This window comes from Halomonas bluephagenesis (genome assembly GCF_054790765.1).
Map to the genome: position 1 here is coordinate 387703 of NZ_CP133631.1, position 26910 is coordinate 414612.

Sequence of the window (26910 nt, forward strand, 5' to 3'; positions counted from 1 at the left end):
GCACCCAAGGTGCTTAGTTAGTAACCATATTGGATACAAATTGCTGGATAAGTTCTTCGAGCACCAAAGCAGATTGGGTATCTCGAATAACATCACCCTCTTCAAGCACTTCTGGAGCACCACCAACACTTAGACCAATGTACTGCTCTCCGAGCAGGCCAGCCGTCAAAATAGCCGCAGTAGTATCTTGCGAAAGCTGGCCTTGAAGTTCGCTGTTGAGGCTCAACACCACCCGCGCATCATACCACTCGGTATCAAGTTCAATGGCCTCTACCCGACCCACAGTAACGCCAGCCATTGTTACGCGCGCACGCGGCTTCAGGCTGCCGATATTGGAAAAGCTTGCCTCAAGACGAAACGTATCAGAAGGCGCTGAAAGCGTCATTCCACTGACGCGCAAGCCCAAAAAAACAAGCCCTAGAATGCCCGCAAGCATAAACAGGCCAACGCCAAACTCCATGGTTTTACTGCGCTTCATGTTATTGCTCCACCCATTAAAGACCGCCAAACATCACGGCAGTCAACACAAAATCCAGCCCCAAAACAGCAAGCGATGAATACACCACCGTGCGTGTTGTCGCACGTGAAATACCTTCAGATGTAGGCACTAAGTCATACCCTTGGAACACTGCAATCCAGGTGACCACCACAGCAAATACAAGGCTTTTGATGATCCCGTTACCAATATCATCAACAAACGAAACGCTAGCCTGCATATTGCTCCAGTAAGAGCCTTCAAAAACCCCTAGCCATTCCACACCAACCAAATAGCCACCCCAAATCCCCACCACGCTGAAACCAATAGTAAGAATGGGTAGTGCAACAAAGCCTGCCCAAAGCCTGGGGGCCACAACCCGGCGCAGTGGGTCAACACCAATCATTTCCATGCTTGTCAGCTGCTCGGTCGCCTTCATAAGACCAATTTCTGCCGTTAACGCAGAGCCCGCGCGCCCAGCAAACAACAGCGCAGCGACAACCGGCGCCAGCTCTCGAAGAAGTGAAAGAGCTACCATCTGGCCTAGCGCCTGCTCTGCACCAAAATCAACCAGGATGGTATACCCCTGCAGCGCAAGCACCATGCCAATGAACAGCCCTGACACCAGCACAATAGCCAGAGACAGAACACCAACGAAATGCACTTGGCGCAGCCACAACGACCACCCTTCCCTTGAAGGCACCCCTACCGCTGACTGAGCTAGAAAGACACCTGCACGCCCCAATGACTCTAAGGCATCACAGCCTTTTCGGCCCAGCCTAGCAACATGCGAGATAGCATGTTTAATGTTTGATTGCATTTAACGCACCTTCCCTGAAGAGGCTTGGCCCAGAATATCGCAGTAAAGTGTCTCAGCGGGATAGTGAAACGGCACCGGCCCGTCTGGCTCTCCATGAATGAACTGGCTCACCCGGGGATCTTGGTTCGTGTCTAAAGTACGTGGCGTACCAGAAGCTACCACTTGCCCATCGGCAATGAGGTATAGATAATCCGCAATACTAAGGGTTTCCTTGATATCGTGTGAAACGATCACTGACGTAAGTGACAGTGCCTGATTAAGCCGTTTAATTAGCTGTACAAGCACCCCCATTGAAATGGGGTCTTGCCCAACAAAAGGCTCATCATAGAGGATCAACTCTGGGTCAAGTGCTACCGCCCGTGCCAATGCCACACGCCTTGCCATGCCCCCTGAAAGCTCGGCGGGCGATAAATGCCTTGCCCCTCGCAAACCCACTGCCTGCAACTTAAGAAGCACAAGATCGCGTATCATAGGATCCGGCAAGTCAGTATGCACCCGAAGCGGAAACGCCACGTTTTCAAAAACATCGAGATCTGAAAACAACGCACCGCTCTGAAACAACATACCCATGCGTTTACGCAGTGTAAACAGCGCTTTACGAGACAGGCGATGTACATCTTGCCCGTCGATTAGCACTCGTCCCCGATCAGGTGTTAATTGTCCACCGATTAGTTTTAAAAGGGTTGTCTTGCCGGTACCGCTTGGCCCCATGATAGCCGTCACCTGGCCACGCGAAATCGTCATATTGATTCCGCGAAAAATATCATGATCACCCCGCGAGAAGTACAAATCTTCAATTTCGATGAAGGGAACATCTGTCATGGGCTGGCTGGCCTTGATGGTCGTCTTGCCGCAACCGCATTACTATATGCTGGCTACGCACGAGTTAGTTAAAAAACAGATAGCTTAAAAACAGACAGTTTAAAAAACAGTGTTTTCGAAATATTATCGAACATCGTAACTTAACGCTACTCACAGTAACAGCTGCGCTCGTTGTGACCGCCTTAAGAGCAAGGTACGCGCTTTACCTACAAACCGCGCCAAGATGTTATTCTTACCGATCTACCTTTGACCGCTTATGAAAAGAGACTTCCCCATGCGCCAGCCACTATCGACACCTAGCCCAATGCGTGAAAGTGCGCTGCGCACGTTGCAAATTGAGCAGGCCGCTATTGGCGGACTTCAGGCAAAGCTTGATGAAAGCTTTGACCATGCCTGTGAACTTATTCTCGCCTGCCACGGCCGCGTGGTTGTAACCGGCATGGGCAAGTCAGGACATATTGCGGGCAAGCTAGCCGCAACGCTGGCAAGCACCGGCACACCTGCTTTTTTTGTGCATCCAGGTGAAGCCAGCCATGGCGACCTCGGCATGATCACCCGCGCAGATGTCGTACTAGCACTTTCGAACTCTGGTGAAACAGCAGAGGTCACAGCACTGCTTCCACTGCTGAAACGCTTAGGCACCCCTCTTGTAAGCATGACCGGACGCCCTGGTTCCACGTTGGCCAAACACGCCGATGCTCATCTTAATAGCGGGGTTGAGCGCGAAGCCTGCCCACTCGACTTAGCGCCGACTAGCTCAACCACTGCGGCACTTGCCTTAGGCGATGCCTTAGCTGTGGCATTGTTGGAAGCACGAGGCTTCACTGCTGAAGACTTTGCGCTTTCACACCCCGGTGGAAGCCTCGGCAAACGCCTACTTTTGCGTGTAAAAGACCTAATGCACAACGGATCACGTCTTCCCCAAGTGGCATTAGGCAGCCCGCTAAGGGACGCACTCTTGGAAATTACTCGCCAAGGGCTGGGCTTTACCTGCGTAGTTGATAGCGAAGGTCGCCTTGCTGGCGTTTACACCGACGGTGATTTACGCCGAACACTGGATCAGTTTCATGACCTACGCGATGTCCTAGTTGATGACGTCATGACGCGCCCAGGAAAACGTATCGGACCAGATGTATTAGCGGCTGAAGCGGTACGCATTATGGAAGATAGTCGAATCACCGCATTGGCGGTTGTGGATGATCAGCAGCGCCCTATTGGTGCGTTGCATATGCATGATTTACTTGCCAGCGGTGTCATTTAATCGTTCCTTTTAAACATTAATAATACGGAGGCTTCATGTCCCTACCTGACGCTCTACAAGACCGGATTCGCCGCGTAAAATTGCTTGCCATTGATGTCGACGGCGTACTTACCGATGGCCGCCTCTACTTCCAAGCTGACGGTATCGAAATCAAAGCGTTCCATACCCAAGATGGCCATGGCCTTAAACTATTAAAGCGCGTCGGTATTCATGTTGCCTTAATTACCGGGCGTGACTCTCCCATGGTCAGCCAGCGTGCTGCGTCTTTGGGCATAACCCATGTGTATCAAGGATGTGAGGATAAACTCACCACGCTACGCGCGCTTTGCCAACGCCTCGATATTACGCTAGAGCAAGTTGCTTACTGTGGTGATGACTTACCAGACCTTGCCCCTATCAAGCGTTCTGGCGTCGGCATCACTGTACCGAATGCACCTGACTACATGCACACTCACGCTGACTGGATCACTGATCGTCTTGGCGGTCACGGTGCTGTACGTGAAATCTGTGACACCTTACTGATGTCTCAAGGCCATTGGGACGCTGTTTTAGACACGTATCTACACGGCCAATCGTAATGCGCTTTTGGGTTAAAAAACGCGTTTGGGTAACCGCCATGGTACTTATCTTAGGTGGAGTGCTTGTATGGCTAGATCCACGCGGCCCTCAAGACCAAGCAATTGACCCTGAAGCGCGCGCCCAAGAGCCTGGCCATGTATTAGAAAACGCAGAAATTACGCTGTTTGGTGAAACCGGCGCCATCCAGCAGTCGTTGACGACGCCCCGCTTAGTGCATACCCCACAAGCGGCGATGACCGACGTCACCCAGCCCAGGGTAATACTCTTTGATAGTGAAGAGCGCCAATGGCGGGCCACGGCTGAGACCGGCACCCTTAATACTGACACGCAGTTACTCACGCTGGCTGGTTCCGCTCAACTACTTGCTCCTGATGAGGGCTGGCAGCTGAATACAGAGTTATTGCACTATGATGGCATCACCCGTCATGCCTGGAGCGATGCCGAGACCGTACTTCAGCAGCCGCCCCAGCGCATTGACGCTTCACGCATGGATGTATGGCTGGATGATAGCCAGATCCGCTTAACCAACAACGTGCGCGGCGTTCATCCGCCGGCCACTCGTTCCCAGTAGGAGTCGCGATGAACGCTCTCATTCGCACGGCACTCTTCGCCATTGCGCTACCCATCTCAGCGGCAGCGCTTCCGGTCATGGCGCAAAGCCAAGCCCCCGTAGAAGTAGAGGCTGACCGTTTAGATCTCGATCAACGAGCAGGCACCGCCGTATATTCCGGTAACGTCGATATTCGACAGGGCAATATGCAACTGCGCGGCGATCGCGTTGAAATTCAGCGTAACGATGCTGGTGAACTATCGCGCGCCGTAGCAACCGGTGGGCGAGCCTATATACGCAACCAGCTCGAAGGCCAGGCAAGGCCGATGGAAGGCTGGGCAAAGCGGATTATTTATCATGTTGCCGAGCGCCGAGTAGAGCTGATTGACCAAGCCGAACTTACCCAGCAGGCAGACCGCTTTCAAGGCGGACGGTTAGAGTACTTTATCGACCAAGGCGTTGTTCAGGCACGCTCTGATGTTAGTGGTGGTGAACCACAGCGTATCCGCATGACTCTTCAGCCGGAACAATAGGGAGTGCCCAGTGCCGACAAATAGCGCAGAGCCAGCACCTCAAACCACAGCGTCAGAACCAACATCAGAAGCAGCACCGATAAAAACACTTTATGCCCATCACTTAGCCAAAAGCTATAAGCGCCGCCGCGTGGTTAAGGATATTAACCTAGAGATCTCTCAAGGCAGCGTGGTAGGCCTGCTAGGCCCCAACGGCGCAGGCAAAACGACATCGTTTTATATGATTGTCGGTTTGGTGAAATCTGATGCGGGAAAAGTAGGCATTGATGGGCTTGATTTAACACATGCCCCCATGCACGAACGCGCGATGGCAGGTATTGGGTACTTACCCCAGGAAGCCTCTATTTTTCGTAAACTTTCCGTCGCCGACAACATTATGGCAATCCTGGAAACCCGCAAAGAGCTCGACCGTAGCGCCAGGGAGCAGCGCCTTGAGTCACTACTGGAAGATTTTCACATCACCCACATCCGTGACAATTTAGGCATGAGTCTTTCAGGCGGAGAGCGTAGGCGTGTTGAGATTGCCCGCTCTCTTGCGACAGAGCCTGCCTTTATCTTGCTTGATGAGCCGTTTGCCGGCGTTGACCCGATCTCAGTGGGCGATATTAAAACGATAATCCGAGCACTTAAAAAACGCCATATCGGGGTATTGATTACTGACCACAACGTACGGGAAACACTGGATATTTGCGATATTGCCTACATTGTAGGTGACGGCCATATCATCGCCAGCGGCCCTCCCCAGGAAATCCTCAATAACCAAAGGGTAAGAGACGTTTATTTGGGGGCTGATTTCCGCCTGTAAACAGTCACCTGCAGCAAAAATAGTGCTAGTGGCATACTTATTGCACTTGCACCAAACCATAACTCGCACTAGGGTGGAGCTTTCTGATTAACGAGTGGTTCTCAGATGGTCATGAAAGCTTCTCTTCAATTGCGTATCGGTACACAGCTGACCATGACACCTCAGCTGCAGCAGGCCATTGCCCTGCTACAGCTATCAACACTGGACCTTCGTCAAGAAATTCAGCAAGCACTTGATGCCAATCCAATGCTTGAACAGGAAGATGAGTTCGGCGAACAGGCCGTTAGTGAACCCCAGGAAGCTGAGTGGTCCGAAAGCATTCCTAGCGAACTCTCTACTGACAGTGACTGGTCAGACACTTACCAAGATATAGGCAGCCATGGCACCAGCAGCGAGGGGCCTGACTTTGAGCGTCAAGCCGCTGGCCAAAGCTTACATGGTCACTTACTTTGGCAACTCGCCATGACGGACTTCTCACCTCGCGACCATGCCATCGCTGAAAGCCTCATCGATGCGCTGGACGCCAACGGCTATCTGACCCAGCCTCTCAACGACATTCGCGAAGGACTTAAAGCCCAAGGACATGAAGGCCTTAGCCAGCGTGAAGTTGAAACAACCCTGCTTCGTCTTCAACAGTTTGAGCCCACCGGCGTGTTTGCTCGCGACCTGCGGGAATGCTTAATGCTGCAGCTCGCTTCACTGCCTGAAGATACACCGCTGCTTATGCCAGCCAAGCGTCTAGTACGTCAATTTCTTGAAGCGCTCGGTAAAGATGATGTGCGTTTGTTAAAGCGACGCTTAAGCCTGGATGATGATCAGCTCGATGACGTAATCCGCTTGATCCGCAGCCTTGATCCTCGGCCAGGAAGCGCCTTTGGCGATACAGATGACAGCTATGTGACACCAGACTTAGTGGTACGACACGATAACGAGGGATGGCACCTGGAGCTAAATCCGGAGGCATTGCCACGGCTGCGCATTCAACCTGACTACGCAAGCCTCATTAAACGGGCTGACAAGAGCCAAGATAACCAGTTTTTAAAAGAGCATCTCCAGGAAGCACGCTGGCTTATCAAGAGCCTTTCAAGCCGAAACGATACACTACTGCGGGTTGGTCGAGAAATCATAGCTCGCCAGATAGGCTTTCTGGAACATGGCGAAGAAGCCATGAAACCGCTGATATTAGCCGATATCGCGGACGCTGTGGAAATGCATGAATCCACTATTTCCAGGGTCACCACACAGAAATATATCCATACCCCGCGCGGGGTATTCGAACTCAAATACTTCTTTTCAAGCCAAGTCAGTGGCCAGGACGGCGGTGACAGTCACTCCAGCACCGCCATCCGGGCTCGAATCAAAAAACTGGTGCAAGATGAACCGCCCGGGAAACCTCTTTCAGACAGCCGCCTCGTGTCGCTATTGGAAGAGGGTGGCATTAATGTGGCAAGGCGAACGGTGGCCAAATATCGCGAGTCAATGGGTATACCCTCTTCAAGCGAACGCCGCCGTTTACGCTAATAAAACAGTGCTAACGAACAAAGTCTGTCTAAGGGCTTTGCAATAGCGCAAAAAGGGTTACAATCGAAGAACAGTCCGATGGATAAGGAGCACGTCAATGCAAGTAAATATCACTGGTCATCACGTAGATCTGACTGACGCCTTGCGTGACTATGTAAATGAGAAGCTGGAACGCGTTGAGCGCCATTACGACAACATCACCACCGTACAAGTGACCTTATCTGTTGAAAAGGAGCGTCAGCAAGCTGCCTGCACCCTGCATGCTGCAGGTGCTGATTTACACGCAGAAGCATTAGACAATGATATGTACGCTGCGATTGATGCACTAGCGGATAAAATCGATCGTCAACTCGTTAAACATAAGGAAAAAGCACAAGCTCGCGCCCAAGGCGCAGGCGTGCGTTAACTCAATGACGTTGGAAACCATTCTTCCCCCGGAGCGCGTGCTGTATGACGTCCCCGGGGGTAGCAAAAAAAGGGTGCTGGAATTTTTCAGCACCTTTATTGCGCAAAATACGCCTAGCCTAGATAGCCAAGAAGTCTTCAGCCGCCTCATTGGTCGTGAGCGCCTGGGTAGCACTGGAATAGGCAACGGCGTTGCCATTCCTCACGCACGCAGCCCTCACTGCAGCTCACCCATCGCTAGTTTTTTAAAGCTAACTGAGCCTGTGGATTTCGATGCTATTGATGGCGATCCCGTCGACCTTGTATTTGTCCTTTTAGTACCCGAAGAGGCGGATGACACTCACTTAGCTTTATTGGGGCAAGTGGCGTCTATTATGAACAGCGTTGACACACGTCAGCAGCTTCGCAGAGCGGCTAGCCAACGCGAACTTTTGGACCTTATAACAGCTAAAATTCGCGAACAGCCTGTTACCTAAATGGTCCACCGCTAAGCACTGCTTGTTAGCCCAACGTTTATCTCCATTTTTATTGGCATGCCAAGAGAAACTCTATGCAATTGGTGATCATTAGCGGCCGTTCAGGGTCCGGTAAATCTATCGCCTTACAAGCGTTAGAAGATCTTGGCTATTATGCCATCGATAATTTGCCCGCTATGCTGCTCGGCTCGCTGGTGGATGAACTGCGTGAGCAAGGGGAACGCCCCCAACTAGCGGTTAGTATCGATGCACGCAATCTACCAGCTGCACTAAAGCAGCTGCCAGCAATGCTTGAATCGTTGCGTCAGAAAAGCATTCATTTTCAAGTTATCTATCTAACCACCGATGCGCGAATTCTTCTTGAGCGCTACTCTGCCACGCGCCGACGTCACCCGCTGACGCGCGATAGCGACATGACGCTTGAAGAGGCCATTAATAAAGAAGAAGAAACTCTGCTCGACATCCGTGATCTCGCTGACCTAATGATCGACACATCTCGCCTGTCGGTTCACGATCTGCGCCGCCGGATAACCGACCAGGTTGCCCAAAAGCGTGAGGATAGATTAACCCTAACACTAGAATCATTTGGCTATAAACGCGGTGTCCCGCTTGACGCTGATTTAGTCTTTGACGTGCGCTGCCTGCCAAACCCGTACTGGGATCCAACGCTGCGCCAATACACTGGGCGTGACGCCAATATCATTACTTTTCTGAAGGGCTATCCCGTCGTGGAAGAGATGAGCAATGATATCCAGACATGGTTGGAGAAGTGGCTGCCTGCCTACCAAAATAGCCAACGCAGTTATATGACCATTGCGATCGGCTGTACCGGCGGACAACACCGCTCTGTCTATATGGTGGAACAATTGGCGCAAATGCTGGTTAAACAAGCGGGAGAAATCCAACTCCGTCATCGTGAGCTAGGCCTGCATTACACCCTCAGTGAACAGCAGCCATTCACATCCTCGCCTTCAACAAACGCAAAATAAGCACAGCGACTAACCAACGCCTTTTCTTCACGACTCCACTCGGCAAAAAGGAACCAGAGTGCCAGAAAGAACGTTAACACTCACTAATAAGCGCGGCCTTCATGCCCGCGCAGCGACTAAGCTCGTCAAGTGTGGCCAACAGTTTTCGGCTAATATTCACATTTACAAACAACAGCAAATGGCAGATGCGGCCAACATCATGTCGCTACTGATGTTGGCCGCTCCCTGTGGCACTGAACTGAGAGTCCATGCCGAAGGAGACGACGCCGAACAAGCACTAGAGGCTATAGAAGCATTGTTCGACGCACGATTTGACGAAGACCACTAACGTTAGGCAGCAACTGCCATAAGTTATTACGCAAAGTTGCTAACTGAGCTATTAGCTCGATTGTTAGCTACCAGCGACGGTCATCGCGTCAATTAGCCAGCTGCCCGTGTGAATACTGCCACGGGTATCGATGTCATCACCGACAGCCACCAAGCCTGCAAACATGCTATTCAAATTACTGGCAATGGTGAATTCTTCGATAGGGTACTGTACTTCACCATTTTCCACCCAGAAGCCTGCAGCGCCTCGCGAATAGTCACCCGTAACACCGTTAACGCCCTGCCCCATCAGCTCAGTCACCCAAATGCCACGCCCCATCTGCTTCAACAACTCATTTCGAGGTGTTAGCGGTGCTAACAAGCGTAAATTGCGCGCGCCCCCTGCATTACCTGTCGATTGCATTCCCAGGCGACGTGCACTGTAAGCAGACAGCATATAGCTGGCTACATTCCCCTGCTCGATAAAGCGATTATTGCGAGTCTGAACGCCCTCAGCATCAAACGGCGAGCTAGCCGTCGCTCCTACTTCCATGGGCCGCTCTTCCAACCCAAACCAGCTTGGGAATAGCGGGCTACCTAAGCGGTCACATAAGAAAGAGGCTTCGCGATAAAGCGCCCCGCCTGCCAACGCCCCCATTAAGTGACCTACCAAACCACTGGAAAGCGACGGGTCAAACAGCACAGGAAAGGTACCTGTTGGCGGCCGTTGAGCGCCCAACCGACGCAGAGTGCGTGACGCCGCTTCGCGACCAATATCCGCAGGATCCCGAAGCATGGCGGGGTTACGTGCCGAGGGATACTCATAATCGCGCTGCATACCCTTCTCATCTTGCGCAATCAGCATGCAGGAAAGCGAATGGCTACTTCCTTTCTGAGTGCCCAGGAAACCGTGGCTGTTAGCGTAAACACGCACACCCTCACCACTGGAGAGCGAAGCGCCTTCCGACTGATGAATCCCCGCCACGTCACGCCCAGCTTTTTCACACGCCAATGCTAGATCGATTGCTTCGTCAGTCGTCAACGCCCACGGATAATGCACTTTGAGGTCAGGTAGGTCGGTTGCCATTAGCGCCGCATCTGCTAATCCTGCAGCAGGATCCTCACCCGTATAACGGGCAATCGCCAAGGCTTTCTCTACGGTCGCTTTAATTGACGCGCTGCTGGCATCGGTAGACGAGGCACTACCCTTGCGCTGACCGACATAAAGCGTAATGGCAATTCCCTGGTCACGTGAAAGCTCGACAGTTTCTACTTCACCAAGACGAACACTAACCCCAAGGCCCTGATCTACACTGGCGCCTACTTCGGCAGCATCTGCGCCTAATTTTTTTGCCAGCGCCAGCGCCTCTTCGGCGCGCTGCGTTAACAGTACCTGCTGGGCCGCTGCATCAAATGCTTGTGCCATATTGGCCTCCTTTTCGCCTGAATCGCATTGGCGAATCAATGTTGTGGTCGCAGCCTGATATAATGCTGCAAACGAAACTAATTAGTGAGTTCTAGTATGCCTAAGCAACGTCCCGAGTCCTTCGATATTGACGAACAAGAAGAGCGCCCCAGTAAGTCTCAACTCAAGCGAGAAATGCATGCCCTTCAGGCGCTTGGCGAAACGCTTATCGCTATGAAACCCGCGGAGCGCGCGAAATTTCCACTTTCCGACGATATGTTGCGCGCCATAGAAGAGACCTCGCGCATCCGCTCTCATGAAGGTCGCCGTCGCCATATGCAATATGTGGGCAAGCTTATCCGCAAAGAGGACCTTACTGCTATCCAGGGTGTCTTCGATGCCATCGAACAGGAAAAGGAACAGCGCGATCATGCCTTTCACCGACTCGAAAAATGGCGCGATCGGTTAGTTGAGGAAGGTGACAGCGCTGTTGATTTATTTATGGCGGAATACCCAAACGCTGACCGCCAGGCAATACGTCAACTGGTGCGGAACGCACGTAAAGAGCGTGAGCAAAGTAAACCGCCTACCAGCTCGCGCAAGTTGTTCAAACACTTACGCGATACGCTGGCACTCTAAACCCTGCTTGTTTCAATGACTCGGTCACGATGACTGGGTAACGCCGACGGTCAGCTCATCCAGCTTAAGGGTGGGCTGACCGACGCCTACCGGCACACCCTGCCCCTCTTTGCCGCATACACCAATCCCTGTATCCATTTCCATATCGTGGCCTATCATTGAAACACGCCCCATTGCCTCAGGGCCGTTGCCAATCAAAGTAGCGCCTTTGACAGGCGCAGTAATTTTGCCATCTTCAATGAGGTAGGCTTCGCTGGCTGAAAACACGAACTTGCCTGATGTAATATCGACTTGACCACCACCGAAACTGACCGCATAGATACCTCGCTTAACGCTTTTGATAATGTCAGCAGGTTCATCTTGGCCTGCCAGCATTACGGTATTGGTCATACGTGGCATCGGCAAATGGGCAAAAGACTCACGCCGCGCATTGCCGGTTGGCGCCATATTCATTAACCGTGCGTTAAGCTTGTCTTGCATATAGCCAGTTAAAATACCGTCTTCAATCAGCGGCGTGTACTGCCCCGGCGTACCTTCATCGTCCACGCTTAACGAACCACGGCAGTCAGCAACGGTAGCGTCATCAACGACCGTCACACCTTTTGCCGCAACGCGTTTTCCCATACGCCCAGCAAAGGCTGAACTACCCTTGCGATTGAAATCGCCTTCTAGCCCGTGGCCCACTGCTTCATGAAGCAGAATACCCGGCCAGCCTGCACCGAGAACGACGGGCATTTGACCAGCAGGTGCATCCACTGCCTCTAGGTTAACCAAGGCTTGGCGAACAGCCTCTTTGGCATAGCGTTCTGCTACGTTTTCATCCCGCAGCCTGGACATCGAGTAACGGCCGCCCCCACCAGCACTGCCTCGCTCTCGACGGCCGTTTTTAGCCGCGATGACACTCACGTTAAAACGTACTAATGGGCGGATATCTGCCGCTAAGGTGCCATCGCTGGCACGCACTAGCACCACTTCGTAAGTACCTGATAATGAAGCACTCACTTGGCTAATGCAGGGGTCAGCCGCGCGTGCTATGCGGTCTGCCTGTTTCAACATCGCCACTTTTTCGTCAGCCGAAAGCCCCGCCAGTGGGTCAAGCCCTGCATAACGACTAGCAGCGCTAACAGCCACGACTGGCTGGCCGGGTAGTTGCTTACCACTACGCACAATGCCTGCCGCTGTTCGGCCAGTATCCATTAGTGCGTCCGCAGTAATTTGATTGGAGTAAGCAAAGCCTGTTTTCTCACCCGCCAAGGAGCGCACTCCAACGCCGCCATCAATGTTATAGCTGGCTTCTTTTACTTCACCATCTTCCAGCACCCAGCCCTCTTGCCAAGTACGCTGAAAGTAGAGGTCGGCATAATCAATACCACCGCCCATGGCATAAGATAGCCCCGTATCAAGGGCATCCAAATCTAGGCCACCCGGTGTCAACAAAATGGAAACAGCGGTATTTACATCGCTCTTATGTACGGTCATTAAGGGCCTTCTAGAGTAATCTGCGGCGACGTCCACGGGCCTCGCACGCGATAATGGATAGTTGTCGCTTGATCCAGCGCTTTGCCAAAAAGCTGGTCAGCTATAAAAAGTGCTCCGCCCACAATGGGGCCCCCCACGGCAATAGCTGCGATGGGCAAGCTTTGGCTGATAGGTAGTGTGACGCCTAGTCGCTGATCAAGTTCACGTTGTATAAGATTGACGCTTCCCGTCAGGGTTAGCGTGGTGGACGGTGCTTCAATGGTAAGTGGTCCACGCAGCATGAGTTGACCAGCAGCCACATCTGCCGTGCCATGTACCCGATCAAACGCGGTTCCCTGCCCCGTCACGTCTAAAAAGTCGAAACGCAAGCGGCGCAGTATATTGTCAAAATTAAGAAGGCCAACCAAGCGAGCCGGCGTAGATTCCAGCATCACAAAGCGCCCGTCACGTACATCGGTACGAATGTCTCCTTCTGCCCGGCTTAGTTCAAACTGCCAGGGAGCGCCTGGCCACGTCAACGCGGCACTGACATCCGTGGTACGGCTACGCATAGCAATTGGTTGACCTAAACGCTCTAACGCAGTGCCCACATCACCACCTTGTATCGAAATATCAGCACGCGTATGGCTATTGATAGCATTGCCTTCCCAAACCAATTCTCCGCGGGCAGTAAGCTGCCCTAACGTGAGGCCAACTGGGGAAAGGGTAAAGCGTTGATCTCGGGCTTGCCAATAAGCGGTTAGCGGCCCAAAACGTCCTTCACCAACGCTAATATCAGCTAGCCGGAGCCTGCCATTCGGCAACTGGTTAAGCCATTCTGGAATCGCACTCGGGGTAGTGTGCTGGGTTTCGACGGCATCCATCCAAGAGCCAGGCGTCGGCGCACTGCTGTCATGTGCTGCAGCCGGCATATCGAATAGTCGATCTACCTCCAGCGACGAGATGGCAATATCAAGCGGCAGTGCGCTATCAGGCTGATAATCCACTCGACCTGATACAAGATCACCGTTTAACTGCATAGCCAAGCGCTTTCCTTCGATACTGCCTGTCGCTTCTAGCCGACCAAAACACGTATCACGGAAATGCACGCAAGGCGTACTAAGCATTACTGATATCGGCGTATCCCCACCGTCGCCGCTCGTTGGAGACGACGCTTGCATTAACGGAGACAACGCTTCCTGCCAGTCATCGAGAGGCAACTCATCAACATGCGCGACAACTCTCCAGCCTGGTTGCGTCGGCCAGTTATCAAGAGCGCCTGCACTGCCTAGAGCAACCACTCCAGCCAGCTCATTATTGCCAAGCTGCACACGGGCATTAACAATATCGGCTAACTGTGTTGTTAAGCGGCCACTATCGAAGTCAGCGCGTAACAGCCATGGCCATGGCTGTTCAGCGGTCTTACCAAATGGCGCTGGCAATCCGCTTGTAATGCCAAGCAAACGGCTCTCAAGGACGATCGACGGTGATGGCTGTAAATTGATCTGTCCACGCCACTGAGTACGCCCACCAAACAGTTGGCGAGCTTGTTCACCGGGAATATTGGCCAGCTGAAACAAGGTGGCGATATCAATATCGCCGCGCAGGGCAATACCATCGTCAGGAACATCGATATCCGCTTCTACAGAACTGCCTGACAACTGACCCGAGACATGACCAAGCAAAGCGCTTTTTTCACCGTGCTGCTGCCACGTCAGCTGCCCCTGAAGATTTTCTAGTGGAATGTCTACGGGCTGAAAAGCAAGCGTTGTGAAGTTTGGTCGAGCATTAATCTCTAGCTGCAGTGAGTCAGGCGCGTTCAGCGGTAACGACAAGGCAATCTCACCCTCAACACTGCCCTCTGCACGAACATCGTTAAGCAGGGAGATATCAATCTCAGGCATCGTCTGAAGAAATGCCAGCAGTGAATCGCTATTACTGCTGAGACTTCCCGACAAATTAAGCGTCTCATCAGCCATCTTCAGCACCCCATCAGAGACGTCGATGCCCTGACTTTCAGCGTGCTGAATACTCGCCTCTAGCACTTGGTCTTTCCAAATCAATCTGCCTTGAATCTCTTCAAGCATGGGCCACTCAGGCGCGATAGGTAATCGTCCTTGCGTGACAGAGAGGGCCAACGTGGAGGAAATTTCTTCAGCAAACTGGCTTTCTGAATCAGCCTCTTCCCCAGTAAAGGGAAAGCTAAGCTTGAGCGAGCCATGGGGAACAACACCACCTACGTCAGTTAATAGCCACTCACGAAGTTCAGGCTCAAGGGCTTTAACAGCCAGCCACTGAGAAAGTGGATAATTAAGTGCATCAACATTTGCAAACGCAATATCAAGCCCAAACTGGCCGCCTTGTTCACTCGCAATCAGGCCAAAACCTCCGCTTACCTTGGCACCATCCCAATCTAAGCGTAAATCTCTGCCACTGATCATGGTGCTTGGGCCGTCATAAACCCACTCCACCACGCCCTCTGCATGACTCAACAGCATGGGTGACTCAAACAATTCAGGAAAGTTAAGCGAACTGCTTCCAGCGCTGTTAAACGTTACTCTGCCGCGAAAATCTCTTGCCTGCACCCAGGCGTCTAGCGGACCACCTCCTGGCGCTTGCTCCCAGGGAAGCACCGCCACATTGGTTAACGACGCATCAACCCCCCAACGCCCTTCCTGCTGGCCTAAACGCAAACCCTGAACCTGACCACGGGGTGATAGTGTTTGTAACACTCGAGTAAGCGACTCAGGCAGCAAAATATAGTCGCGCCAAGCAGCCAATGAAGCCAGTTCAAATGCGCTGGTACGCACTTCCCAGCGATCAGGTTGGTGGGACAAGTACCAATGCCGCGGCAAGGCTGGGCCACCACTTCCACCTTCAGGCCGTGCCCACTCGACATTTTCAGCATTGCCACTAAGCCATGCTTCGCCGCCCTCACCGTCTCGTTGCCAAAGGCCATTGGCCTGAATGTTTTGAAGTACGGCGTATTGAATCTCGTGACGCAGGGTCAGCTGTGGAACATCGACAGCCAAGCGAGCTTCATCCAAGCGCCCTGCATGCCAGCGTCCCCACAACGTAACCTCACCTCCCGCTTGCTCTAGGGAAGGCATCCTATCGGAGCGTAAAACAGCGGCTAATGCGACTAAATGATCCAACTGCATGTCTAATTGAAGCGCCGCTGAAAAATCACGAAACCCCTGTTTTCCGGGTTGCATCTCCACGTTCATCGCAATGGCTGGCAGCGCTTCTTGAGCCTCTTTTTCTTGAACCTCTTTTACTTGCAATTCCGATTTTTGAGATTCCGAACCTTGTGACTCTATGATCGTAACGGCACCTTCCAAACGCGTCCGCCGCTCATCGCCATTGAGCAGTAAAGTAGGCGCGTGCAAGGTAACGGCTTGCTGCCTTCCATGCAGCACCAAGCGAGTATTATCTACCCACAGTCGCTGACGAAGAATAAGACCCGCCCAGGCGTCCAGCGTAGCTAAATCAACGGTTGGCTCTTGGGACATGACAATCGGTAGCTCTGCCGGTGCGGGCCAGCCCCATGCAGCATCGCCCTGCTGGTATAGGTGAAACTCAAGGCCTGTAATGCGCGCATCATTAAACACGGGCGCGACACTTCTCAATGTCTCCCAACCATCAAGACGTAAATGTGCACTTTCAAGGGATACTAATTGCTGCCCGTCAGGCGCTGCTGAATGCACCCCTTCCAGTCGCAAAACAAGATCGTTACGAGCCAACGACAGCGACAGGTGCTCTATACTAACGGGCACCCCTACTCGGGCCTCTAGCAACGCTTCTATTTTCGGTGTTAACAGACTGGATTGGCTAATTAATAAACGTGCCAACAGCAGAAAGACAGCAAGGCTTCCTAGTAGCGATGCGATCACTACTAGGCACCATCGAGATAATGAACGTAGCGCTATCATTACATTAGTACGATGTCGTACTGTTCTTGGGAGTAGTGTTGCTCTACTTGAAAACGAATGGTTTTATTAATAAACGTTTCCAGATCAGCGACCGCCGCAGACTCCTCGTCCAACAGTCTGTCAACCACCGGCTGAGAAGCAAGCACCATATACGTTTCGGCGCTGTAGGCACGCTCTTCGCGTAGTATCTCGCGAAAGATCTCGTAACAGACCGTCTCAGGGGGTTTCAACGTACCGCGCCCACTGCATGTTGGGCATGCCTCACATAGGGTTTGCTCCAGGCTTTCCCGCGTGCGTTTACGAGTCAACTGCACTAAGCCCAGCTCAGTTACACCGGTACACTTCGTCTTCGCATGATCACGCTCTAGCGCTTTCTCAAGCACGCGCAACACTTGGCGTTGATGCTCTACATCTATCATATCGATAAAGTCGATAATAATAATGCCGCCAAGGTTGCGTAGCCTTAACTGACGGGCAATCGCAGTCGCCGCCTCAAGGTTCGTTTTAAAAATCGTCTCTTCAAGATTACGATGACCGACATAACCACCCGTATTAACATCAATCGTGGTCATTGCTTCTGTCGGGTCGATAACCAGATAGCCACCGGACTTCAGTTGAACCTTACGACCCAGCGCTTTTTGAATTTCATCTTCAACACTGTACAAATCAAAGATGGGGCGTTCGCCAGGATAATACTCGATACGATCTACCGCATCAGGCATAAACTCTTCAGCAAACTCGACCAGCTTGACAAAGTTCTCGCGGGAATCGATGCGCACTTTTTCAATATCATCACGCATGACATCACGCAACGTGCGCATAAACAAAGGCAGGTCGTCATAAATCACGCTTGGCGATCCAGCCGTTATTTTACGCTCACTTACCTTGCGCCAAATCCGCAGCAGGAAGTACATGTCACCTGCCAGCTCTTCATCGACGACACCTTCAGCCGCTGTGCGTACGATAAAACCACCGGTTACCTCGATGGTCTGCTCGTCAATTCCCGTATCAAGCAGCGCTTTCAAACGCTCCCGCTCTCGCTCATCTTCAATGCGCTGAGACACACCATGATGGGGAGAATCAGGCATATAAACAAGATAACGTGAAGGAATCGAGAGGTGGGTGGTGAGCCTAGCCCCCTTGCTACCAATGGGGTCTTTGGTAACCTGAACGACAAGCGCCTGACCTTCATGCAACAACTGACCAATAGTCTGCTGTTCATCATTAGGCGTACCCGGTGGCATTACCTCATGGGCATGAATAAACGCTGCGCGCTCAAGGCCAATATCAACAAAAGCAGCCTGCATACCAGGCAGTACACGCACTACTTTGCCTTTGTAGATATTGCCTACAATTCCGCGCCTACGTGAGCGCTCAATGAGTGCCTCTTGTAAGACACCATTTTCCACCAGCGCAACGCGGGTCTCCATTGGCGTTAAATTGATGAGGACTTCACCGCTCATGCAAAATTCCTTATTGAGTCACAGTATCCTTGCCAACACAGCAGGCGGCGAAATGGCGGTTATCTTTGCTGATAGTAGCCCGCCCAGATTGGCACCCCTTGCTGGCACAACAAGCGTGTTGTTTCATATAATGGCAGCCCAACGACGGCTGAGTGGCTGCCCTTTATTTCTTCAACAAACACGGCGGCTAAACCTTGAATGGCATATCCTCCGGCTTTGTCGGCTGGCTCCCCAGTTTGCCAATAATCAGCTATCTCCTGCTGACTTATTCCACGCATTTTGACGACCGTTGTCACACAACAAGAGAGTACCCCCTTAGGGCCAACCACAGCGACTGCCGTTAATACGTAATGACGACGTCCTGAAAGCTTCTTAAGCATAACGGCCGCATCTTGCTCATCAATTGGCTTGCCCAGTATCTGATCATCAATCACCACAGCCGTATCCGACCCCAGCACCGGAAGGGGTGTTTTTAAAACAGCCGCTTGCGCTTTAGCGATAGCTAAGCGCTCGACATAAGCGTGCGCAGCTTCACCTTCGCGCGGCGTCTCATCTACGTCACTGGGCATTACCTCCACCATCACACCAATTGATGCCAACAACGCTTTTCGCCTGGGCGATGCCGATGCAAGGCATAATACAGGCGACAACTTGGTGGCTTCGACAGGAAGTGAAACGTCCATTACCGCAGCTCCAGCAACTTATTAAACCCTCAGTAGCTTATAAGGCCTCGGCACCATCAACCATTACACATTGGCTAAACGCTGTTCGAGTGCTTTAAGCATGGTAGACCACCAGGGCCACAGAACAGCGCTGATCAATGATGGAATCAAAAAAGACAAATGGATCGAAAAATCCCCCGTCAATGTGCGTAACCACTGCTCAATCAACTGCACCAGGCCTAATAAGACCAGCACAAGAACAGATTGCTGTACTAGGGAGTAAGCGCGAAAGCGGGGGTAAACCAAAGCACATAAGAAAGCCAACAGCGATAATATTAGAGCATGCTGACCTAGCGCGGTACCTTCAATTAGATCCATCAGAATACCGATTACGAATCCATGGAAAACGCCAACTCTATCAGGCGTTCGCATGCACCAGTAAATCAGCATTAGTCCTATCCACTCAGGACGATATACTTGCCACCCTTCGGCTAAAGGCATCACTTGTAAGCACAGCGCAAGTACAAGCGTAAACCACACGAAGATAAGCGACACCACTGGCGGTTTGGCCATTACGGCGCCTCCTGAGCAGCATTCTGCTGCAAGCCGATACGCTGAGCAGCGTGCAGTGCAGCAGCTGAAATATCCATATCCTCCCCCCAAATAGTATCTTCTATTTCTTCGCGGGGCGGCGGGAACAGCAATAGGAAGTGACGTGAACGCTGCAACTGAGCAGAAGGCTCTGCGGTCACTTGAGCAAAAGGCTGGCCTGGGTCGTGATAAACGTCGGTAACCCTAGCAACGGGATGACCTGGCGGGAAGCGCCCTGCCAACCCTGATGTCGTTAGCAGATCTCCTTCGCGTATATCTGCGGTATCTGGCACATGCAAAACATTCACGCTTCCGTAACGACCGGCCCCCTGCACAATAAATCGCAGGCCATTACGGTTCACTTGAACGGGCAATGCATGGCTAGCATCAGCCAGTAGCAGAACGCGGCTTGAATACGCCGACACGGCGGTCACCTGCCCCACTAAGCCAAAAGCATCAATCACCGGTTGACCGACATAGGCACCATTTCGGTGTCCCCGGTCAACCACCATCTGATGGCTAAATGGATCATTATCAAGCGACAGTAGCTCAGCGGTTATGTAAGGAATATCTCTACGTTGAGCCGCTTTCAGAAGATCGCGTAACTCTGCATTCTCCGCGGTCAGATTAGCCAACCGCTGACCACGATGTGAAAGCGTCAAAATTTGTTCACGCAGGCGTCGATTTTCATCGACAAGCGCCTGTTGATCAGAAAGCGCAAGCGCACCCCAATTGAGCAGATCGCTAGGCACGCTAACGACCCACTGAATAGGGGCAACAATCATCGTCATCTGGGCGCGCACATCTTCCATGCGGGTAAAACGCTGATCAGCAAACATTAAAATGCTTGCCAATAGCACACAGAAGAATAGCCGATACCCTGGCAATGACTCGTGCGAAAATAGCGGCTTAATAGGCAATCCCCCGCGATAAACCGCTACGATCAGTCGCTCGACAGCAACTCGAAGGTATGCTGATCAATCATTTCCAGCGCCTTACCGCCACCGCGGGCCACACAGGTGAGCGGATCTTCAGCCACAATCACCGGCAGGCCTGTCTCTTCAGCGATCAATTTATCGAGATCACGTAAGAGTGCACCACCACCTGTCAGCACCAAACCACGCTCAGCGATATCGGAAGCTAGTTCCGGCGGTGATTGTTCAAGAGCACTTTTGACCGCTGCCACAATGGAACCCAATGTTTCTTGAAGTGCTTCAAGAATCTCGTGGGAGTTCAGTGTGAAACTACGCGGTATGCCTTCCGCCAAGTTACGACCACGCACATCAATTTCGCGCAGTTCGCCCCCAGGATAAGCACAACCGATCTCTTCTTTGATTCGCTCAGCGGTGGCTTCACCAATCAGGCTGCCGTAGTGACGACGAACATACGCAGTGATGGCCTCATCAAAACGGTCACCACCGACACGGATAGATTCAGAATAAACCACGCCGTTGAGCGAAATAATGGCGATTTCGGTAGTACCACCACCGATATCAACCACCATTGAGCCCTGCGCTTCTTCAACCGGAAGCCCGGCACCAATTGCGGCGGCCATCGGCTCTTCGATCAAAAACACTTCGCGTGCGCCAGCACCTTCCGCCGACTCACGAATCGCGCGCCGTTCAACCTGCGTTGACATGCAGGGAACGCACACCAAGACACGAGGACTGGGCGTTAAGAAGGTGCTTTGATGCACTTTACGAATAAAGTGTTGAAGCATCTGCTCAGTCACGGTGAAATCGGCAATAACACCATCTTTCATCGGGCGGATGGCGGTAATATTGCCTGGCGTGCGACCGAGCATACGCTTGGCATCGGTACCAACCGACGCCACGCTGCGCATGTTGCCAGACTGGCGGATAGCGACTACGGACGGTTCATCGAGAACGATGCCACGACCGCGTACATAAATCAGTGTGTTGGCCGTACCCAAGTCGATCGATAGATCGCTGGAAAACAGCCCCCTCAAACGTTTGAACATGGATGTTGTTACCTAGTGCAGACCGGGAACCCTGTGCGGATGCAAACGGTATCACCGCAACCCCTTGGCAGCAAGCACGAGTCGTGCCTAATACTGCCCGTTAGGGCCAATATGTGGTACCTTTTGCGGCTATTTTCTACGTCTGCTACACAAGACGAATTTAAGATGACCGTATGTATACCGCTGAATGCGGAATATGTTCCATCACGTTTGCGAGGAAATTTCGATCATGGCGCTTGAAGAATCTCATGTGCGCCGGGCCGCACACTTGGCCCGACTCGCCGTTAGCGATGACCAAGCCAGTGGTTTTGTCGACGATCTAAGCCGCATCCTGGACATGGTCGACCAGCTACAAAGCCTGAACACCGATGGCGTCGCGCCGCTTGCGCACCCACTGGATGCCACGCAACGGCTGCGAGCCGACGAAGTCACGGAAACTAACCAGCGCGACGCTTTCCAGCGCTGTGCTCCGGCAGTAGAAAATGGCCTATATCTCGTACCTCGCGTGGTGGAGTAGCCAGATTACCACGCACAGGCCGCTATTTTCTGCTCTTTCTATTCGCCCCCGAACGGAGCTTCCGGGTCATGCATGATAAAACTGTAACGCAGCTTGCCACCGCCCTGAAAAGCGGTGAACTTTCCAGCCGAGAGCTGACTTCACACTTTTTACAGCGTATTGAGCAAGCTGACGGCACGCTCAATAGCTTTATTACCGTTACTGCTGAGCAAGCACTTAATCAGGCAGAAGCTGCCGACAGCGCTCGTGCAGCAGGCAAGGCTGGCAAGCTAACAGGCATTCCCTTCGCACTGAAAGATATCTTTTGTACCCAAGGGGTTAAGACCAGCTGCGGTTCGAAAATGCTCGATAATTTTATCGCGCCTTACAATGCCACCGTGGTAGAAAAACTCAACGCAGCGGGCACCATTAGTCTGGGTAAAACCAACATGGACGAGTTCGCTATGGGCTCTTCCAATGAAAATAGCTATTTTGGTGCGGTAAAAAACCCTTGGGACCTTACTGCGGTTCCTGGCGGCAGCTCCGGTGGCAGCGCCGCAGCAGGTGCAGCAGGGCTTGTACCTGCTGCAATGGGCACAGATACCGGCGGCTCTATTCGCCAACCAGCGGCGTTTTGTGGCATCACCGGCCTGAAGCCAACGTATGGCCGTGTTTCTCGCTACGGCATCATTGCCTATGCATCTAGCCTCGATCAGGCTGGCCCGATGGCAAAAAGTGCTGAAGACTGCGCGCATCTACTCAATGTGATTGCCGGACATGACGTACGCGATTCCACTAGCGTTGCCCGCGGCGTTCCCGACTACACCGAAACGCTCAACGCACCGCTTTCCGGCCTCAAAATAGGCCTGCCGAAGGAGTACTTTGGCGATGGTTTAGACGCTGACGTCGAAAAAGCTGTTCGCGAAGCAGTAAAAGTATATGAATCACTAGGAGCGACCGTACGCGAAGTAAGCCTGCCGCATACCCACTATGCGATTCCGGCTTATTACGTTATTGCCCCTGCTGAAGCATCCTCGAACCTCTCTCGCTATGATGGCGTGCGTTTTGGTCATCGCTGCGATGCACCGTCTGACCTTATTGATCTCTACAAGCGATCTCGTGAAGAAGGCTTCGGTGATGAGGTAAAGCGACGCATTCTGATTGGCACGCACACGCTCTCTGAAGGCTTTTTTGATGCCTACTACACCAAAGCACAGAAAGTTCGCCGGTTGATTCGACAGGACTTCCTGGACGCCTTTGAAGACGTAGATGTATTGATGGGCCCCGCATCGCCAACGCCAGCGTTTGATCTTGGCGCTAAGAAAGACCCGGTGTCTATGTATCTACAAGACATTTACACCATCGCCGTTAACCTGGCCGGTATTCCTGGCATTAGTGTCCCTGCGGGCTTTTCCCATGGCCGCCCGGTTGGCCTGCAAATTCTGGGTACCCACTTTGCAGAAGCACAGCTGCTAAACGTGGCACACCAGTTCCAGCAAGCCACTGATTGGCACTTACAACGCCCTGCTTTTGCCGAGGAGAACGCCTAATGCAATGGGAAACCGTGATTGGGCTGGAAGTACACGTTCAGCTCGCAACTCGTTCGAAAATTTTCTCTGGTGCCTCTACCGCCTTTGGCGCAGAACCGAACACTCAAGCCTGTGCCGTTGACCTTGGCTTACCCGGCGTTCTACCTGTGCTGAACGAGCAAGCCGTCGCCATGGCTGTTCAGTTTGGGCTTGCGGTGCATGCCGACATTCCTGAAGTATCGGTGTTCGACCGCAAAAACTACTTCTATCCAGATTTGCCCAAGGGCTATCAAACCAGCCAGATGTATCATCCGATCGTAGGCGCGGGTGATGTCGAAATCACCCTGGATGATGAGTCGACCAAGCGCATTCGTATTCATCACGCCCATCTTGAAGAAGACGCCGGCAAGTCGCTACATGAAGACTTCCATGGCATGACGGGCATCGATCTTAACCGGGCGGGCACACCGCTACTGGAAATAGTTTCTGAGCCGGATATGCGCAGCGCAAAAGAGGCCGCCGCGTATCTCAAAGCGATCCACTCTATCGTGACCTATTTGGGCATTTCCGACGGCAACATGGCGGAAGGCTCAATGCGCTGTGATGTTAACGTTTCGGTGCGTCCCAAAGGCCAAGAAGCATTCGGCACTCGCGCGGAAATCAAAAACGTCAACTCGTTCCGCTTTGTTGAGCGCGCCATTGCTTATGAGGTCGAGCGCCAGATTGAGCTGATCGAAGATGGCGGCAAGGTCGTACAGGAACCCCGCCTGTTTGACCCTGATCGCGATGAAACCCGCAGCATGCGCACTAAGGAAGAAGCCAACGATTATCGCTACTTCCCCTGCCCGGATCTGTTACCCGTGGTGCTGGATCAAGCTTACCTTGATCACCTTCGCAGCCAGTTGCCGGAGCTTCCCGCTGACAAGCGGGCGCGTTTCCAAAATGAGCTAGGCCTATCGGCCTATGATGCCCACGTGCTGTCTGCTAGCCGAGAAATGGCCGAGTTTTTCGAAGAGGTGCAGCAGGTATGCGGCGATGCCAAACAGGCCGCCAACTGGGTACAAGGTGAGCTTTCGGGTGCACTTAACCGTGAGAACCTGAGCATTCAGAACAGCCCTGTTTCCGCGCACCAGCTCGGCGAGCTGATTCGTCGCGTACTGGATGACACCATTAACGGCAAAGCCGCTAAGCAAGTCTTCCAGGCACTGTGGAATGGTCAAGGCGATAGCGCCGATGCCGTCATCGATGCAAAAGGCTTGAAACAGGTAACTGATACCGGCGCAATCGAAGCGATGATTGATCAGGTGATCGCAGAGAGCCCGGCTCAGGTTGCCCAATATCGCGACTCCGAGCCAGAAAAGCGCGGCAAGATGATTGGCTACTTCGTAGGCCAAGTTATGAAGGCATCTCGTGGTACGGCGAATCCGCAGCAAGTAAATGGCTTGCTAAAAGAGAAGCTGGACGCATTGTTGTAACGTCGATCAACGATTTACATCAATGTCATAGCGGCTGCCGAGGCAGCCGCTTTTTTTGTGTTTCTAAGCGTTATAACAGCTGGCTTGGCTGGGTAAAGCGTTTTAGCTGCGCGCAGCCAGCGGCCCACACTTCCGCTTCTAGTTCTGCAATGGAGGCGGTAGGAAAGCCTATTCCCCGGCTCGGCACACCTTCCACTAACAGACCCGCCAACTCACCCACCAGCGGCATATGGCTAACTAGCATAATCGGAGCATCGGCAGATTGTTTTAGCAGCCACTCGCTGACCTCAATAGGCGGATCTTCCGGGGTAATAAACGCCAGCGTGTTTAGCGGCACTCCCAAGGCATCACAAATCTGCTGAGCAGTCTGCTGTGCTCGCAGAAAAGGGCTGGCATAAATCGTCGGACAAGGCAGCTCGCCCTGCTCAATACGCAAGGCCAGCCAGTGGGCCATCGCGTCGGCCTCCTGCTCACCTTGCAGCGTTAGTGGCCGAGCATGGTCAGGAAATCCCGGCGCTGCCTCCCCATGGCGCATAATCAGCACGCTACTCAAACCACTACTCATGCTCACCCCCACTATCGGCAGTCGCCTGATCACGATGGGCCTGCTGAACGGCTTCACGGGGCAGAATAAATTCCACATCACTGCTTTGCTCACCCATCATCAGGGTACGCGCCATCTCCTGAGCCGGAACACCCTCAAACAGCACACGATTTAAGCCCTCTGCCAGCGGCATATAAACGCCCATGTCACGCGCTTTAGCGCAGACAAGCTTGACAGTATTTACCCCTTCCGCCACTTGGCCTAGAGCTGACACCGCCTCATCAAGGCCTCGCCCCTCACCCATGGCGTAGCCAACTCGATAGTTGCGGGATAGGTTTGAAGAGCAGGTAACAATTAAATCACCGACGCCAGCCAAGCCTAAAAACGTCATAGGGTTAGCGCCCTGCGCGACTGCAAAGCGGCTCATTTCTGCTAATGCCCGTGTCATCAGCATGCTTCGAGTGTTTTCCCCCATTCCCAGTGCTGCGGCCATACCTGCCGCAATGGCATAGATATTTTTAAGCGCCCCACCCAGCTCAACACCATGACGATCATTGCTGGCATATACGCGAAAATAGCGACAGCCTAACGCTTGCTGTACCCGCGTTCTGGTGAGCGCATCGGCGCTGGCAATGACGGTGGCGGTCAACTGTTTATCAGCGATTTCGGACGCTAAATTAGGCCCCGCTATGACGCCAACGTGAGGAAACCCAGTTTCCTGCTCAAGCACCTGGCTCATTAGCAAAAAGCTATCTTGCTCAATACCTTTGGTGGTGCTGACAAGAATTTGCTCCGGGGTTAACCAGGGTTTGGCAGCCTGAACAACGCTGCGAAACGCTTTAGAAGGGATAGCAATCAGCACTAACTCAGCGTCTTCTAGCACCGATTGAAGATCTGTGGATGCGATGACGGCGGAATTGATTACGTAATGTGGCAGATAGCGCCCATTGCGATGTTCCTGATTTATTTGCGCCACCAAGGCTTCATCGCGCATCCACTGGCGTACCTTAGCGCCATTATCTGCTGCAATACTCGCCAGAGCGGTACCAAAGCTTCCGCCCCCCAGCACTGCGACATTCATCTGCTGCTCATCAGCCATGACGATATCCTGATCGTTGGTCTCGTGCGTTTAGCACTTACTTTATCATCATCTCTATTAAAACAAGCGGCCCGCTTGGTTATCCAAGCGGGCC

Annotated in this window: 27 protein-coding genes; 14 read left to right on the plus strand and 13 right to left on the minus strand. The window is 52.6% G+C overall.

The window, feature by feature from the left end; translation table 11 throughout:
• Positions 1 to 13: 13 nt before the first annotated feature.
• From mlaD to REH51_RS01845, 3 genes are read right to left on the minus strand one after another with little or no spacing between them, the layout of a single operon-like run.
• Positions 14 to 478: an outer membrane lipid asymmetry maintenance protein MlaD gene (gene mlaD / locus REH51_RS01835; protein ID WP_009721982.1), complete on the minus strand. Its 465-nt coding sequence runs from the start codon at positions 476 to 478 to the stop codon at positions 14 to 16.
• A gap of 16 nt (positions 479 to 494) precedes the next feature.
• Complete coding sequence (gene mlaE, locus REH51_RS01840) at positions 495 to 1295, minus strand: lipid asymmetry maintenance ABC transporter permease subunit MlaE (protein ID WP_009721981.1); 801 nt, start codon at positions 1293 to 1295, stop codon at positions 495 to 497.
• Positions 1296 to 2117 carry an ABC transporter ATP-binding protein gene (locus REH51_RS01845; RefSeq protein ID WP_009721980.1) on the minus strand — a complete coding sequence of 274 codons (822 nt, stop codon included), beginning with the start codon at positions 2115 to 2117 and terminating at the stop codon, positions 1296 to 1298.
• Positions 2118 to 2391: 274 nt separating this feature from the next.
• Here REH51_RS01845 and REH51_RS01850 point away from each other — a divergent pair, with 274 nt between their 5' ends.
• The 10 genes from REH51_RS01850 to REH51_RS01895 all read left to right on the plus strand — a co-directional run bounded on the left by REH51_RS01850 (position 2392) and on the right by REH51_RS01895 (position 9564).
• Positions 2392 to 3378, plus strand: coding sequence for a KpsF/GutQ family sugar-phosphate isomerase (locus tag REH51_RS01850; protein ID WP_009721979.1), 987 nt, complete (start codon positions 2392 to 2394; stop codon positions 3376 to 3378).
• A 35-nt stretch (positions 3379 to 3413) separates the two neighbouring features.
• Positions 3414 to 3956, plus strand: a complete 543-nt coding sequence (locus REH51_RS01855) for a KdsC family phosphatase (protein ID WP_009721978.1) — start codon at positions 3414 to 3416, stop codon at positions 3954 to 3956.
• The gene (lptC, locus tag REH51_RS01860; RefSeq protein ID WP_009721977.1) at positions 3956 to 4528 is read left to right on the plus strand and encodes an LPS export ABC transporter periplasmic protein LptC; all 573 of its coding nucleotides are present in this window, start codon (positions 3956 to 3958) and stop codon (positions 4526 to 4528) included. Before REH51_RS01855 ends, lptC begins: the two co-directional genes overlap by 1 nt.
• 8 nt (positions 4529 to 4536) lie before the next feature.
• Entirely contained in the window at positions 4537 to 5040 is a 504-nt protein-coding gene (lptA, locus tag REH51_RS01865) for a lipopolysaccharide transport periplasmic protein LptA (protein ID WP_009721976.1), read from the plus strand.
• A 79-nt stretch (positions 5041 to 5119) separates the two neighbouring features.
• Complete coding sequence (gene lptB, locus REH51_RS01870) at positions 5120 to 5845, plus strand: LPS export ABC transporter ATP-binding protein (RefSeq protein ID WP_039868579.1); 726 nt, start codon at positions 5120 to 5122, stop codon at positions 5843 to 5845.
• Positions 5846 to 5950: 105 nt separating this feature from the next.
• Positions 5951 to 7366 carry an RNA polymerase factor sigma-54 gene (locus REH51_RS01875; RefSeq protein ID WP_009721973.1) on the plus strand — a complete coding sequence of 472 codons (1416 nt, stop codon included), beginning with the start codon at positions 5951 to 5953 and terminating at the stop codon, positions 7364 to 7366.
• Between the two features lie 97 nt (positions 7367 to 7463).
• A complete protein-coding gene (gene hpf, locus REH51_RS01880; RefSeq protein WP_009721972.1) occupies positions 7464 to 7772 on the plus strand; it encodes a ribosome hibernation-promoting factor, HPF/YfiA family in 309 nt (102 codons plus the stop codon).
• A gap of 4 nt (positions 7773 to 7776) precedes the next feature.
• Complete coding sequence (gene ptsN / locus REH51_RS01885; protein WP_009721971.1) at positions 7777 to 8247, plus strand: PTS IIA-like nitrogen regulatory protein PtsN; 471 nt, start codon at positions 7777 to 7779, stop codon at positions 8245 to 8247.
• A gap of 74 nt (positions 8248 to 8321) precedes the next feature.
• On the plus strand, positions 8322 to 9236 hold the full coding sequence (gene rapZ, locus REH51_RS01890) for an RNase adapter RapZ (protein WP_009721970.1): 915 nt from the start codon (positions 8322 to 8324) through the stop codon (positions 9234 to 9236).
• A 58-nt stretch (positions 9237 to 9294) separates the two neighbouring features.
• A complete protein-coding gene (locus REH51_RS01895) occupies positions 9295 to 9564 on the plus strand; it encodes an HPr family phosphocarrier protein (RefSeq protein ID WP_009721969.1) in 270 nt (89 codons plus the stop codon).
• A gap of 63 nt (positions 9565 to 9627) precedes the next feature.
• On the opposite strand, the gene pmbA is transcribed toward REH51_RS01895, so the two are convergent.
• Positions 9628 to 10968: a metalloprotease PmbA gene (gene pmbA, locus REH51_RS01900; protein WP_498936704.1), complete on the minus strand. Its 1341-nt coding sequence runs from the start codon at positions 10966 to 10968 to the stop codon at positions 9628 to 9630.
• A gap of 96 nt (positions 10969 to 11064) precedes the next feature.
• Between pmbA and yjgA the strand changes: the two genes are divergently transcribed.
• Positions 11065 to 11586, plus strand: coding sequence for a ribosome biogenesis factor YjgA (gene yjgA, locus REH51_RS01905; protein ID WP_009721967.1), 522 nt, complete (start codon positions 11065 to 11067; stop codon positions 11584 to 11586).
• Positions 11587 to 11610: 24 nt separating this feature from the next.
• Here yjgA and tldD read toward each other — a convergent pair whose 3' ends face one another.
• From tldD to REH51_RS01940, 7 genes are all read right to left on the minus strand, one after another.
• A complete protein-coding gene (tldD, locus tag REH51_RS01910) occupies positions 11611 to 13065 on the minus strand; it encodes a metalloprotease TldD (protein WP_498936706.1) in 1455 nt (484 codons plus the stop codon).
• Entirely contained in the window at positions 13065 to 16976 is a 3912-nt protein-coding gene (locus REH51_RS01915; RefSeq protein WP_498936708.1) for a YhdP family phospholipid transporter, read from the minus strand. The genes tldD and REH51_RS01915 overlap by 1 nt, the downstream gene beginning before the upstream one ends.
• Positions 16976 to 18439, minus strand: coding sequence for a ribonuclease G (rng, locus tag REH51_RS01920; RefSeq protein WP_498936710.1), 1464 nt, complete (start codon positions 18437 to 18439; stop codon positions 16976 to 16978). Before rng ends, REH51_RS01915 begins: the two co-directional genes overlap by 1 nt.
• 59 nt (positions 18440 to 18498) lie before the next feature.
• Positions 18499 to 19122 (minus strand): Maf family protein, encoded by a 624-nt coding sequence (locus REH51_RS01925; protein ID WP_498936711.1) that lies wholly within the window; start codon positions 19120 to 19122, stop codon positions 18499 to 18501.
• A 63-nt stretch (positions 19123 to 19185) separates the two neighbouring features.
• Positions 19186 to 19674 carry a rod shape-determining protein MreD gene (mreD, locus tag REH51_RS01930; protein WP_009721962.1) on the minus strand — a complete coding sequence of 163 codons (489 nt, stop codon included), beginning with the start codon at positions 19672 to 19674 and terminating at the stop codon, positions 19186 to 19188.
• On the minus strand, positions 19674 to 20612 hold the full coding sequence (mreC, locus tag REH51_RS01935) for a rod shape-determining protein MreC (RefSeq protein WP_039868464.1): 939 nt from the start codon (positions 20610 to 20612) through the stop codon (positions 19674 to 19676). Before mreC ends, mreD begins: the two co-directional genes overlap by 1 nt.
• Positions 20613 to 20635: 23 nt before the next feature.
• A complete protein-coding gene (locus tag REH51_RS01940; protein WP_009721960.1) occupies positions 20636 to 21673 on the minus strand; it encodes a rod shape-determining protein in 1038 nt (345 codons plus the stop codon).
• 229 nt (positions 21674 to 21902) lie between these two features.
• Here REH51_RS01940 and gatC point away from each other — a divergent pair, with 229 nt between their 5' ends.
• From gatC to gatB, 3 genes are all read left to right on the plus strand, one after another.
• A complete protein-coding gene (gatC, locus tag REH51_RS01945) occupies positions 21903 to 22190 on the plus strand; it encodes an Asp-tRNA(Asn)/Glu-tRNA(Gln) amidotransferase subunit GatC (protein WP_009721959.1) in 288 nt (95 codons plus the stop codon).
• A gap of 68 nt (positions 22191 to 22258) precedes the next feature.
• Complete coding sequence (gene gatA / locus REH51_RS01950) at positions 22259 to 23719, plus strand: Asp-tRNA(Asn)/Glu-tRNA(Gln) amidotransferase subunit GatA (RefSeq protein ID WP_498936713.1); 1461 nt, start codon at positions 22259 to 22261, stop codon at positions 23717 to 23719.
• Positions 23719 to 25173, plus strand: a complete 1455-nt coding sequence (gene gatB / locus REH51_RS01955) for an Asp-tRNA(Asn)/Glu-tRNA(Gln) amidotransferase subunit GatB (protein WP_498936715.1) — start codon at positions 23719 to 23721, stop codon at positions 25171 to 25173. The genes gatA and gatB overlap by 1 nt, the downstream gene beginning before the upstream one ends.
• A 70-nt stretch (positions 25174 to 25243) precedes the next feature.
• On the opposite strand, the gene sixA is transcribed toward gatB, so the two are convergent.
• Both sixA and REH51_RS01965 read right to left on the minus strand, forming a co-directional pair.
• Positions 25244 to 25738 (minus strand): phosphohistidine phosphatase SixA, encoded by a 495-nt coding sequence (gene sixA, locus REH51_RS01960; protein ID WP_009721956.1) that lies wholly within the window; start codon positions 25736 to 25738, stop codon positions 25244 to 25246.
• A complete protein-coding gene (locus tag REH51_RS01965; RefSeq protein WP_009721955.1) occupies positions 25731 to 26816 on the minus strand; it encodes an NAD(P)H-dependent glycerol-3-phosphate dehydrogenase in 1086 nt (361 codons plus the stop codon). The genes sixA and REH51_RS01965 overlap by 8 nt, the downstream gene beginning before the upstream one ends.
• Positions 26817 to 26910: the final 94 nt, after the last annotated feature.